General features: G+C 63.7%; 13 protein-coding genes and 1 pseudogene. 2 read left to right on the top strand and 12 right to left on the bottom strand.

Going from position 1 to position 12,192, the window contains the following annotated elements:
• Positions 1–40 precede the first annotated feature (40 nt).
• From OVA21_RS09760 to OVA21_RS09745, 4 genes are all read right to left on the bottom strand, one after another.
• Positions 41–349, bottom strand: coding sequence for a hypothetical protein (locus OVA21_RS09760; RefSeq protein WP_268092354.1), 309 nt, complete (start codon positions 347–349; stop codon positions 41–43).
• A complete protein-coding gene (locus OVA21_RS09755; RefSeq protein WP_096907173.1) occupies positions 346–1,284 on the bottom strand; it encodes a cation diffusion facilitator family transporter in 939 nt (312 codons plus the stop codon). Before OVA21_RS09755 ends, OVA21_RS09760 begins: the two co-directional genes overlap by 4 nt.
• Positions 1,285–1,437: 153 nt before the next feature.
• Complete coding sequence (locus OVA21_RS09750) at positions 1,438–1,785, bottom strand: YHS domain-containing protein (protein ID WP_096907174.1); 348 nt, start codon at positions 1,783–1,785, stop codon at positions 1,438–1,440.
• Between the two features lie 35 nt (positions 1,786–1,820).
• On the bottom strand, positions 1,821–2,057 hold the full coding sequence (locus OVA21_RS09745) for a hypothetical protein (RefSeq protein ID WP_268092352.1): 237 nt from the start codon (positions 2,055–2,057) through the stop codon (positions 1,821–1,823).
• Positions 2,058–2,114: 57 nt separating this feature from the next.
• Here OVA21_RS09745 and istA point away from each other — a divergent pair.
• Together istA and OVA21_RS09735 are read left to right on the top strand one after the other, a co-directional pair.
• A pseudogene (gene istA / locus OVA21_RS09740) lies at positions 2,115–3,691 on the top strand (IS21 family transposase).
• Positions 3,688–4,431 (top strand): ATP-binding protein, encoded by a 744-nt coding sequence (locus tag OVA21_RS09735; RefSeq protein WP_268092351.1) that lies wholly within the window; start codon positions 3,688–3,690, stop codon positions 4,429–4,431. Before istA ends, OVA21_RS09735 begins: the two are co-directional and overlap by 4 nt.
• A 299-nt stretch (positions 4,432–4,730) precedes the next feature.
• On the opposite strand, the gene OVA21_RS09730 is transcribed toward OVA21_RS09735, so the two are convergent.
• The 8 genes from OVA21_RS09730 to OVA21_RS09695 all read right to left on the bottom strand — a co-directional run bounded on the left by OVA21_RS09730 (position 4,731) and on the right by OVA21_RS09695 (position 12,190).
• A complete protein-coding gene (locus OVA21_RS09730; RefSeq protein ID WP_076599981.1) occupies positions 4,731–4,973 on the bottom strand; it encodes a YgaP family membrane protein in 243 nt (80 codons plus the stop codon).
• Positions 4,974–5,209: 236 nt separating this feature from the next.
• Complete coding sequence (locus OVA21_RS09725) at positions 5,210–6,511, bottom strand: APC family permease (protein WP_096905123.1); 1,302 nt, start codon at positions 6,509–6,511, stop codon at positions 5,210–5,212.
• A gap of 65 nt (positions 6,512–6,576) precedes the next feature.
• Entirely contained in the window at positions 6,577–8,058 is a 1,482-nt protein-coding gene (locus OVA21_RS09720) for a multicopper oxidase family protein (protein ID WP_096905124.1), read from the bottom strand.
• Complete coding sequence (locus OVA21_RS09715) at positions 8,055–8,321, bottom strand: SHOCT domain-containing protein (protein ID WP_003862069.1); 267 nt, start codon at positions 8,319–8,321, stop codon at positions 8,055–8,057. Before OVA21_RS09715 ends, OVA21_RS09720 begins: the two co-directional genes overlap by 4 nt.
• Positions 8,322–8,988: 667 nt before the next feature.
• Complete coding sequence (locus OVA21_RS09710; protein ID WP_156523497.1) at positions 8,989–9,144, bottom strand: hypothetical protein; 156 nt, start codon at positions 9,142–9,144, stop codon at positions 8,989–8,991.
• Between the two features lie 130 nt (positions 9,145–9,274).
• Positions 9,275–10,489, bottom strand: coding sequence for a L,D-transpeptidase (locus tag OVA21_RS09705; protein ID WP_442778950.1), 1,215 nt, complete (start codon positions 10,487–10,489; stop codon positions 9,275–9,277).
• A 101-nt stretch (positions 10,490–10,590) separates the two neighbouring features.
• A complete protein-coding gene (locus OVA21_RS09700) occupies positions 10,591–11,433 on the bottom strand; it encodes a F510_1955 family glycosylhydrolase (RefSeq protein WP_240341484.1) in 843 nt (280 codons plus the stop codon).
• 109 nt (positions 11,434–11,542) lie between these two features.
• A complete protein-coding gene (locus OVA21_RS09695) occupies positions 11,543–12,190 on the bottom strand; it encodes a DUF305 domain-containing protein (RefSeq protein ID WP_268092348.1) in 648 nt (215 codons plus the stop codon).
• Between the last annotated feature and the right edge of the window lie 2 nt (positions 12,191–12,192).

Raw genomic sequence — 12,192 nt, 5'->3', positions numbered from 1 at the left:
TCGGACGGGTGAACTCCGCTATCCGATACCCGTCCGACCGCTACCCGATCATCAGAACCGCGCTTTCCGAAAGGCGTCCCAAACACACCAACGTCATGGCGTAGTTGAACACTCCGCCCTGGGCCGCGATCAGCGCGCCGATGATGACCGTGTCCTTTACGTTCCCGCGCGGGAACCGGGGCCATTCCCGGCTCGCCAGTGCCCGCGCAATGAACAGAAACACCGCCGCGAAGGCCATCGCGTAAAACGTCAGCGTCTGGACGGGAATCAACCCGTCGCTAAGCTTGACAAATACGCCGATAGTCGCTTCAGACACGGTGATCAAAGCCAGCAGCAGTAGCGCCTTCATGTTCTATTTTTCGGCGCGGGCCGCGTGATGTCGATCGCTTCGGCGCCAGCCTCATCAAGGTGGCCGGTCTCCACTTGCAAGGTGGTGAAGAAGAACCCGAACTTGTTTTCGAGCACAGTGGAGGCTGTTTGCAGGACGGTTTGTGGATCGGCGCCCTCGACCACTCGAAGGTGTCCGGAGAAGATATAGCGTCCGCTGGTCAGTGCTGACGCGTGAACGTGGTGCACCCCTTGGACCCCCTCGGTGTCCTCCAGTGCTGCCGTGATCTCGGGAAGGCTGAGGTCGGTCGGTGTGCCCGCCATCAGTAGATGGGCAGCATCCCGCAAGATGCCCCAGCTCGCCCACAGCAATACCACACCGAAAGCAATGCCCAAGAGTGGGTCGATCAGCAAGAAACCGGTAAAGCGGATCACGAGTGCGGTGACGATGATCAGGAGGCTGCCCACAAAGGTCTGAAGAATGTGCCACAGTGCGCCGCGGACGTTCAGATCAGTGCGACTTTGTTTCCATATCAGACCCAACGAGATGACTTCAGTGAGCAAACCGCCCGCGGCTGCCCACAACATCGGCGTAGTGGACAGGTCGATCGGGGCAGTTAGCCGCATCCCGCCCATCACGATCACTACCAGCGCCATCACCAGCAGGAAACCGCCGTTGACCAATGCGCCGACAATTTCCGCGCGATACCAGCCGAAGCTGCGGTCTTCATCTGCTGGCCGGCGAGCGAGCCGTGCAGCAATGATGGCCACCAGTACGCCACCGACGGCCGAGAAAGTGTGGAAGGCATCTGAGATCACCGCGACCGAACCGGTCCATAACCCGATGCTAATTTCAATGAAGAAGTAAATTCCCGTCAGCCACGCCGAGATGGCCAGTCCCCACCCAGGGCCGCGCGCACCGTCCGTGTAACTGTGGCCTCCGTGTCCGTGAGTCATGAACCCCTCCTCCTGACCGCAAGGTCAGTTCTGGTGTGATTGCTCATCCCCACCGGGAGCAACCGGCAGGGCGAAATATGGTCGAAATTGAGGATCTGATCGGGTCAGTGCGAGTTAGTGCTCGCGTCTGGAGGAGAGCATCTCTGGTGGAGGTCATTGCGGCGGGGCGCTTCCTCGCTCGGTGGTGGCGGCGAAGTCTGTGGGTCGGGTGTCGAATACTCTCGCGCAGTGGCCGGAACAGAAGTAGTAGGTGTGGCCCTCGTGGGTGGCGCTGGCAGTGGCAAAGGCCGGGTCCACGCTCATGCCGCATACCGGGTCAGTGGCATGGGGAGTTGGCTCTGATCCAGGATCGTGGCGGTCGTCGCCGACTTCCACCACAGGTTCGGAGGCGAGCGACACCGCGGTGTCATCAGCGGCCCGTTCGGCAGTGAAGCCCCGGAGTCGGTTGGCGTTGACCACGACCGACAGGGAGGACAATGCCATCGCCGCAGCGGCAATCATCGGGCTGATGGATCCCAGGAGCGTGTAGTGGCGGGTTAATGGCCGTGGCCACCGGGCATTGCGAACATCATCAGGCCCATCATCGCCACGCACAGCGCGCCAAACACGATCACTCCGGTGCCTGCGACCCCGGTCACCAGCAGGACCCCGACAAGAACGAGCATCGGTGAGTATTCGCTCTTCTGAGGGCCAGTCGTATTGGGTCTGGGAGCCGGTAGCTGCTTGACGGTTTGGACGTCGTCGGAGCCACTGTTATTCGCGTTCGGAGCCACCTTCTTAGGCTCCTCCCGCTGGGTGTAACGGGCACCTGGCGGAAGGAGCAGTTCCCAATGGTAAGGAAGATCAAGGCGAAACTCGTCTTGCAGTTGCGGGCCGAGGGCCTGTCGGGGCGGGCGATCGCGGCCTCGCAGCAGATCTCACGCAACAGCGTCGCTGCGGTGCTGGAGGCCGCCGATGCCGCCAAGCTCGGCTGGGACGATGTCGCAGATCTACCGGACGGCGAGGTGTACTCGCTGTTGTTCCCGGGCCGGGGTGAGCACGCGAGAGCGTGTTCGCCGAGCCCGACTGGGCTGAAGTGCATCGGGAGATGGCCCGGGTCGGGGTGACGATGAAGCTTTTGCACGGCGAGTACATCGACCGGTGCGCGGGCTCGGGTTCGCCGGCGATGGGGTACGACCGGTTCTGTAAGCAGTACCAGCAGCATGTACTGGTCGCTGGGTTGGCCTCTCGGGTCGGGCACAAGGCCGGGCAGACCGTCGAGGTGGACTGGTCTGGCCCGACGATGCAGCTGACCGACCCCGTCACTGGCCAGGCGAGGCGGGTGTATCTGTTCGTGGCGTGCCTGCCGTTCTCCCGGTACGCCTTCGTCGAACCGACATTGGACATGAAGCAGGACACCTGGCTACGGGCCCACGTGGCGATGTTCGAGTTCTTCGGCGGGTCAGTGCCGCGCATCGCGTGCGACAACCTCAAGACCGGCGTGATCACACATCCCCGCGAGGGCGAGATCGTCCTCAATGACGCCTACCGGGAGATGGCCGCTCATTATTCGGCCGCGGTCCTGCCTGGCCGGGTGCGCAAGCCCAAGGACAAGGCGAGCGTGGAGAACACCGTGGCGCACGTGGCCACGTGGGTCATCGCCGCCCTGCGGGCGCGGCAGTTCGCGACGCTGCCTGAGCTCAAGTCGGCGATCTCCGGTCAGCTCGAGGCGTACAACGCCGAGCCGTTCCAGAAACGAGCAGGCTCACGGGGCAGCGTGTTCACCTCGGAGGAGAAGGAGCTGCTGCGGCCGTTGCCGGCCACCGGGTACGAGATCAGTCGCTGGGTCTACGGCCGGAAGGTCGGGCGCAACGGGCACGTGTCGTTCGCCCGTAACTACTACTCCGTGCCGTACCCGCACGTGGGCGCCAAGGTCGACCTGAGGATCACCGAGTCGCTGCTCGAGGTGCACCGCGGTCACCAGCGGCTATCGAGCCACGTGCTGTGGCCCGAGACCGTGGTCAACGCCTACCGCACGAACGATGCGGACATGCCGACCGGGCCGAAATACCGGCAGTGGGACCAGAGCAGGGTCCGCGAATGGGCCGAACGAGTCGGCCCCTCGGCGCTGGTCGTGACCGATCGGATCTTTGAATCGGTGCCCGTCGCCGAGCAGGGCATCAACCCCGCTCTGGCGGTGCTGCGGTTGACCCGCCGCTATTCGGCCGAGCGGGTCGAGGCTGCGTGCCGGATCGCGTTGGCCGGGCCGATCCGCTCCCCGCGGTACGCCCACCTGCGTCCGATCCTGGAAACAGGTCAGGACAAACCCGCACCACCGACCGGCAGGGCCAGCCAGGACCGGCCCGCCCAGGACGCCGGCGGATATGTGCGTGGGGCCGACTACTACGCGGCAGGAGGTGCCCGATGACCAGGCTCGATCCCGAGACCCGCCGCAAGCTACGCGAGATGGGCGCCACCGCGATGCTGGAGGCGTTCGAGGCCCGCGACGAGACCCTCATGCTGGGAATGGGGTTCGAGGACCAGGTCAAGATCGTCGTCGACGAGGCCCACTCCACGTACACCCACGCCAAGGTCGAGGGGCTGATCCGGCGAGCCGGCCTGCGCTATCCGAACGCCGACCTGCGGCGGCTGGATATGCTCCACGAGCGCGGACTGGACCAGGGCGTGATCGCCCAGCTCGGCGCCTGCTCGTTCATCGACCGGCACCAGAACGTCGTATTCCAGGGCTTCACCGGCTCCGGAAAGTCCTACCTCGGCTGCGCCCTGGCCAAACAGGCCTGCACCCACCGGATCCGGGCGCACTACATTCGGATGCCGGACCTGGCCGAGGCGTGGGCGTTGGCGCAGGACAAGCCGAATGGCAAGACGACGTTCTTGAAGAAGTACGCCGCCTTCACGTTGCTTGTGCTCGATGAATGGCTCCTCGACCCGCCCGACGAGGGCATGCGCAGCATGCTGCTCGAACTCCTCGAGCGCCGCTATGGGAACGCCTCGACGGTGTTCTGCACGCAGTACGCGCAGAAGGACTGGCACCAGCGCCTCGGCTCCGCCGTACACGCCGACGCCATCATGGACCGTATCGTCCACAACACCCTCTGGATCGAGACCGGCACCTTCAACATGCGCGAACACACCGCCGTGAATTAACCCCACGGGACCGCGCACGGGAGCCGGTGGCTCCGACCCCATCGGCCACCGGCTCTCAAAGCCAATAACGGTGGCTCCCAACCTCAATATCCAGTGGCTCCCAAACCCTCAAATACTCATCGGGACACAACACGCGAGCATCATCCAACGATGACCGGAGCGTCCGGGCTTCGAGGGCTCGGGCGGGTACTGCTCTTCCAGAGGCCCATCGCTGTAGGGGGAAGCCGACCCCGCAACGGGGGGCTGATCAGGGGGCGCGTCTAGTGGCTGGCGCCGTCGCTCCTGGGGTGATTGCTCGCTCATGAGGGGTGTCCTTTCCGAAGCGGGAGGCGGCCCAATTTTTTGTACAGTGGACAGTGCCCGGTCCCACCAGTGACGATCAGGTCCAGACCAGCCACGATCAACAACAGCTCCACGATCACCGCGCCCGTGGAGTCCGCCTGGCTGAGCAGAATTCCTCCGCCAACGACACCGAGAAGACCCAACACGATGCGAGCGCCCCTTTCGATAGGGGTGATGTTGATACTCCATCTCGCCTGCATCGTTTCCTCCTGGGTGCTCGATCCAGCCCCGAGTGCACGGGACCATTGATCGGTACACCCCCAATCTGCCAAGTGTTTGTGAAGGACGAACTGTCCTTCACGTGAAGGTTCGGCGAAGCCGGTACGGCGTGTGCCACAAGTGTGGGGAGATGCGCGCCTCAACGCGCTCAGCGGACGCGCGTCGTGCGGCCTGAATCGCGCTGGGTTGGTTGGAGTCTCTGGTGTGCTCTGTGTTCTCACTGGTGTTGGTGGTGTCGCACGGCGAGCCACTGGGCGAGGACGATGGCTAGGGCCACTAGCGCGGTGATGACGAGGGTGAACGGGTCCGATTGGCTCTTGGTGAGCAGGAAGGGCACCAGTACCGCGAGGTCAAGGATGATCGCGAGCAACGGGATCCAGGAGTTGGCGGCGACGTCGTTTTTGAGACGGCGGATGATCCCGAAGTGGATGGCAATGTCCATGGCCAAATACAAGATAGCGCCAAGGGAGGCGATCTGGGAGAGGTCGAAGAAGGCGGCCATCACGATCGCCAGCCCGGCGGTGATGTAGAGCGACTGATGTCCTGGCCGGCCGGGCAGGCCCGGGGCTTGGCCCATTTCTCGGAGCATGTCGTAGAGCTTCGAGACTGAGAATAGGCTCGCGATCAGTCCAGACAGTGTGGCGACCACCGCGATAAGCACGGTTATTCTCATGCCCCAGTCGCCGAACATCGGCTGGGCTGCTTCGGCCAGTGCGTAGTCGCGGGCCTCGATGATCTCTGGCACGGTCAGGCTCGCAGTGACTGCGACGGTGATCAATAGATAGAGCGCCGTGCACAGGGCGATGGAAATAATGATTGAGCGGCCGATATTGCGCTTGGGGTTCTTCAGATCCCCGCCGTGGTTGGTGATCGTGGTGAACCCCTTGTACGCCAGGATGCATAGGGTGACACCGGCGAGAAAGCCCACCCATCCCTGGTCTGGTGGCGTGCGTCCAGCGGCGGTAATGAGCCGGGGCAGGGAGGAGAGTCCCGCGGCGAGGATTCCCGCGATCGCCAGCACCGCGATGCCGACGATCTTGAGCGCTGCGGTGACCGTGGCAGAGCGCTCCACTAGTTGGTTGCCCACCAGGTTCACCAGTGCGGCGCCGGCGATGGCGAGGACGGCCAGCACCGGGACCCACACGTCGGAGTCCTGCATCCCGAACGGTCGCAGCATGTAGGTACCGAAGGTTCGGCCGAGAAGGGACTCGGCGAGGATCATCGACACGTACATGAACAGCGAAACCGAGCCAGCCACGACCCCGGGTCCATACGCGGCTTTGAGTTGCATCGCGATTCCGCCCGAGGAAGGGTTGGTGGCTGAGTAGCGGATGTAGGAGTAGGAGCTGAAGGCCACCACCACTGCCCCGGCAAGGAAGGCCCACGGCATCCACCCCCCGGCCAGCTCGGCGACCTGCCCTACCAGGGCGAAAATGCCCGCCCCGATCATCACCCCCGTCCCGAGCGCAACGGATCCAGTGAGGGTCAGTGAGTTCGAGGACTGGGCGCTGCGATCCATGCGGTACCGTACTTTCTTCTCGTCGGGCGGGGTTGGCGGTGTGCTTGCGGTCGGGTGCGCCGAGTTCAGCGGGCCAGGATCGTGCCCATCATGCCGAGGTCCTCGTGGTCGAGGATGTGACAGTGGTAGACGGTGCGGCCGACGATGTCGTCGAAGGCCACGCGGATGGTGACGCGGCCGAAGGCCGGAATGTTGACCACGTCCTGCCAGGTGGGTGACTCGCCGTCGTCGAGGACTTGCATGGGCCACACGTGCAGGTGCATTGGGTGGTCCATGGGGCTGGTGTTGGTCAGGGTCCATTCCTCCACAGTTCTGGCGCGGACCGTGATGTCGTTTCGGTCGGCGTCGAACTGTCGGCCGTTGATGGTGAACGACATCATCGATTCGGCTCCGCGCATCCCACGGCCCATGCCCATGCCCATGGCGAATTCCAGGGTTCGACGGGCAGTTACCGGTGCGGTGCGCAGGTCCCGCAGGGCCGGTCCTGCGGGCACGGGATCGGGTTCGTCCGCCGGGGGCCCAGTCACGTCCAGCGTGAGCAGACCGATCGGCTCGTCGTCCGCCGGGAACGCACCGGCCATGGGTCCGCCCATCATGCCAGGCATGGCGCCGCGGTCCACCGGGATGCTGAGCAGAGTGGAGGTGCCCTGGCGAGCGTCCACCAGGAGTTCGACTCTGTTTCCGGGAGCCAGCGTCACCTCGGTGAGGTCGACAGGTTCGGGTAGGCGGCCGGTGTCACGGCCGAGCAGGCGCAGAGACTGACCATCCAGGGTCAGGCGCAGGTAGCGGGACGGGCAGGCGTTGACGATCCGCCACTGCTCTCGCTCTCCCGGCGAAGCGGTGGCCCGGGGCCGAACCTGGCCGTTGACCATCACTATCTCGCCTTGACGGCCCATCATCTTCTCGGGCGGGGACGCGGCAGCCGGGTTGCCAGTGCCGTCGAGGGTGATGTCGGAGACGACCAAGGTGCGCTCACGGGACACCGGGACCGGCTCGGGGTCCTCAACAACGATCGCTCCGTAGAGTCCGGCCGCCAGTTGGTCAGCGACATGGCCGTGGTGGTGGGGGTGGTACCAGAAAGTCCCGGGCGGGTGGTCGTTTGGCAGGACGATTTCGTAGTCGAAGGACTCGCCGGGGGAGATGCTGACGAAGGGGTTGTCGCCATTGCCCTCGGGGGAGACGTGCAACCCGTGTACGTGCAGGTTGGTCGGGGTGTCGAGTTCGTTGGCAATCGCCACTCGGATCGTGTCTCCGCCCCGAACGCGCAGGGTGGGGCCTGGGAGTGTGCCGTTGAACGCCTGCACGTTTGCGTTTCGCCCGCCGATCTTGACCCGGGCGGGGGCGGCGACCAACTCCAGATCGAGCACACCGTCCCGACTGGCCACCACGTCCGGCTCGAGAAGGTCGTCACCACCGTCGGAGAAGCCACCACTGTTCGTGGTGTTGCCCTCACTGACGGTCCACCACAGGCCGGCCCCGCCCACGGCGGCGGTGCCGGCCCCTGCCAAACCCAGTGCGAGGAGCTGCCGTCGGGTCAGCTCGCTCACTGCCGTCCCTCGCCCAGAGTGTGTAGTCGCTCCCGGTACTCCTCGGTGGTTAGCTCTCCACGGGCGTAGCGTTCGTCCAGGATCTCTCGCGGCTGGCGCGGGCGTTCCCCGGTTTTGACATGCTCATGCCCTCCGGTCTGGCCCCGGCCGCCGGTGAACGCTTTCGCCAGGACGACGGTGACCACCACCGTGCCCAGAATGACCAAGAGCCAGAAGATCCACATCCAGCCCATTCCCGAACCCATCCCGTTGTTCCACATCATCGCGATCGTCCTTCGCTACTTCTCAGTCCCGAGCGTGTGGCCCGCCGGTGTCTGGGGGGTGGTGGCGCCGGGTGCGGGGCGTGGCGGTCGGTCTGGAGACCGTGGATCGGCATCGGCACCGAGGGTCTGGGTGTGGAGCAGCACGTGCAGGATTCAGCGATCGCTTCCAACGGAAGGTTACTGCGAGGCTGGATAGACATCTTCTCCTCTTCATATTCGTTGCTGGTGCTCACTGGAACACCTCCAATTATACCCCTATGGGGTATGTGGGGTAGGTGGTTGAACCCGGCTCACCCATCGATTGGTCCCTGGGTGTCTCACGCCTGGGGAGCGGTCCCTGTCAGGGCGACAATGAGGCAGAGCACGCTGGCCCAGAACACGCCCAGGCCAATGGCCACCACGGTTACACTCGCCCACTCCATACCGCGCCCCTGCCTTCCGGTCGAGTTCCACATTGGCCGGTACGCCCGCGTATTTGTGTGGAGATCAGGTGGAGGTCTGATCAAGAATTTCCGCTGGCGAGCTGACACTCAGGACAGGCTGGAACGATCGAGACCATGGTGGAGAACCCTCGTGCCCTCGAAGATGGGGGAAATTTGGGGAAGGGTGAGTTCGCAGAAACTACAGCTCGGCATCGTTTAGTGGCCCTTCATAGTGAAGGGCCCGTTTAGTGGAAGGTCTGCGTATTAGCTCCGGGCGTATTCGCGTCCACCGGCTGGTTGCACCAGATGTCGCGCACCATCTTGCGCACCTGCTGGCTGCCATTGTTCGTTTGTGCCGGTGGGGCCGCCAAAAACGAATCCGGCGAGACTCCCTCGTCCATGAACGTCGAATGTCAGGAAATTCAAACGTCGATCAATGACCACGGAAGAGTGTGCATTTTGGCTATTCCCGTGCTCGCCGGACGATTTTGGCCTGGCCTTTGGTCGAGGTCAGAATAGTGACTGGACCCCTCAGGCCTGATCGGCATTTCCGGCACGCCAGGTCTCCCACGGGATGTTCCAGTCGCCCAGTCCGTCGGTCCCAGGAAGTGTTGGTCCGACGGTATTGATGACTTCGACCACGTCGCCACGGTTGCTGTTGTTCTGGAACGACTTGGCGTAGGCGTCGGTGACATTGATACAGCCGTTACTGACGTTGGTGAAGCCCTGTTGTTCAACGGACCATGGGGCGGCATGGACGTAGATCCCGCTGTAGGACATCTGGGTGGCCCAGTTGACTGAAAGCCGGTAGCCGTCGGCCGAGTCGACCGGCACACCAAACGTCGATGAATCCATGATGAGCGATTCGTATCGGTCGCCGATGTAGTAGGTGCCGTTCGGGGTGGGTGTCGATGCCTTTCCTAGTGAGACCGGGCTACTGCTGACGACCTCGCCATTGATTCGGGTCGTCATTGTCTTGGTGTTGTCGTCGATCGTGGTGATGACCTCGTCGCCGATCGTGAAGTTGCTGTTTGCGTCCTGGGCTCCGTAAAGGCCTTCGCCCATATCGGTGCCGTAGATGTTGACGTCGACGTCGACCTCGGTGCCCGGTGCCCAGAATTCGGCGGGGCGCCAGCGAACCTCCGAGGGCGACACCCAGTAGAAGGCTCCTTCGACGGCGGGGGTCGTGGTGACCTCGATGGCGTCCTGGACGGCCTTACGGTCGCCGACGGCGGACTCGAAACGCACCGCGACCGGCTGCGCGATACCTACCGTGTGGCCCTGACCGGTCACCAGGCTCGCGCTGGTGGTCGAGTTCGGGACCACGGTGCTGAACGAGGACGAGTCTGTAATCGTCTCACCGTCGTCGTTAGTAGCGCTCGCCTCGATCGAGTAATCCCGGTTGTAGCCCAGAGTCTCGGTGGTGCGCCACTGGGAGCGTTCCGCGTTGAACTCGCCTTCGACCTCGCGGCCTTCTTCGTTTGTGACCGTGACATCGTCGAACGCACCGTCTGTCACATCCAAGACGATCGGTTCCCGCGGCGTCGCGGCCACTGTCCCATCTTCGAACGAGGTGTGAATGACGGCCGCAGCGGCGGGGGCTTCTTTCGGTGCAGCGGCCGTCGAGGCGTCCTCGGTGTCCCCGATCGTGCACGCGCTCAGTCCTACTGCGGCCACCAAGGCCACCGCGACCGAGGCAAGCCGTTTCGCCGGTGTGCGCTCTGGTGCGGCTCCGCCTGCGAGCATCGCTTCTTTCCTCACCACTTCTCCCTCGAGTTCGTATGCGTTCTGACCGGTAGTTTCCATTCCGTCTTCGGTCGGCCTTGGTTTGCGCCGCCGACGACGTTTCAGGGAATCGTTAATGTATGAAATGACCGTCCATCAGCAGCGTAGGCAGTGTCCTGGTCCGCGGCGATGATGGCTTCGACATCACCGACAACTGGTCCCTGCTGCCACTCATCGTCGTTGACGTTCTTGCGCCAGGCGGTGCCGTCGGTATCGATCCCCCAGAGGGTGCCGTCTTCGGCTGCAGATATCAGCAGGAGTTCGGGAGCAGCTGGTACTGATGCGAATGTGCGCCCGATGTCGGTGCTGAGTTGTAGGCCTCCTGCGGTTGTGGCCCAGATGCCCTCGTCGGTAATCGCCAATGCTCTCGCGGCTATCTCGATGCCGTCGGTCCAACTGACGCCCGAGTCGGTGGACGTTCGAATTCCGTTGGCGGTGTCGAATCCGACAAGGGTGTTTCCGTCAGTGGTCAGGGCGTGAAAGTCGACTTCGCCGGAGAGGGATTTCGTCGCCCACGACTGGCCGCCGTCGACACTCTCGATGAGTCCGAGAGGATTGGGGGCGGAGCTTGACGGGCCAGGATGGCCCGAGGCGTAGAGGTTATCCGTCCCGGGCGCGCCTGTGAGCCCCATGAAGTCGTCGTCGGCGTCGCCGACGCGGGTGGTCGCGCCATCGGGGTTGAGGACGAAAAGCCCCGTATGCGTGCCGGCCAGCACCCTGCCCTCAGCATCGAGGTGGAGTCCGTGCACATGGTCAAGCGCGGGTGTTAATGCGGTGCCGACCGTCGATGAGGCGTCCCCGGATTCGGGTGCTGGCGTCTGCTGCGGGCTCGAACACGCGGTCGCGATGAGAGCCGATGCAAGGATGGCTATTGAGGCCCAGGCCCGCTTTCGGTGCGAAAGCATGAATGCGTATCTCGTTTCTGGCAGGGACAAGAAAATGTGTTGATGCCCAGACGGTCTCCGGCGGGGTCGGACTGCCATCGACCCCGCCGGGTATACAAGGCTTCGTTTTCTACATGGGGTCAAGCAACTGCCGCATGGTGTCGATTTCCTGCTGCTGGGTGTCGATGATGGTTTGCGCCAGATCGACAGCCGGCGGGTACGTGCCGTTCTCCACCTGGTCTTCGGCCATGGCCACGGCACCTTCGTGGTGGGCGATCATCTGGTTAAGGAACAACTCGGCAGCCTCAGGGCCGGGAGCGTCGGACAACTGCTGCAATTCCTCATCGGAGAGCATGCCCTCCATCTGCGCCATGTCATGGTCACCGCCCATGTCCATGTCCATGCCTTCGGGCTGCGTCGGCTCGCCCCACTGCTCAAGCCAGTCGGTCAGCTGCGCGATCTCGGGCCCCTGGGCCGCCTTGATCTCCTCGGCCAGCGAGGTGACGTCGGCGGGGACATCATCCTTGGACAAGATGATGTCGCTCATCTCGATGGCTTGCTCATGGTGGGGGATCATCATCTGGGCGAACATCACGTCAGCCTCGGAATGCTGAGCTGATTCCTCTGCCTGCTCGGTGGTCGAACTCCCGCTGGTCGCAGTGGTCTCGACGGCGGTCGTGGTCTTGCTGGCCGTGTCGGTCTCGTCGCTGGTGCAGGCGGACAGTCCCAGCAGGACCGCGGCGGCAGCGGCGGTGATCACAAGCTTCTTTCGATTCATCT

Origin of the sequence: Dietzia sp. SL131, assembly GCF_026672565.1 — a bacterium.
Lineage (GTDB): Bacteria > Actinomycetota > Actinomycetes > Mycobacteriales > Mycobacteriaceae > Dietzia > Dietzia kunjamensis.
Note: the sequence above shows the minus strand (reverse complement) of the source record. Positions and strands in the feature narration are given on the sequence as shown.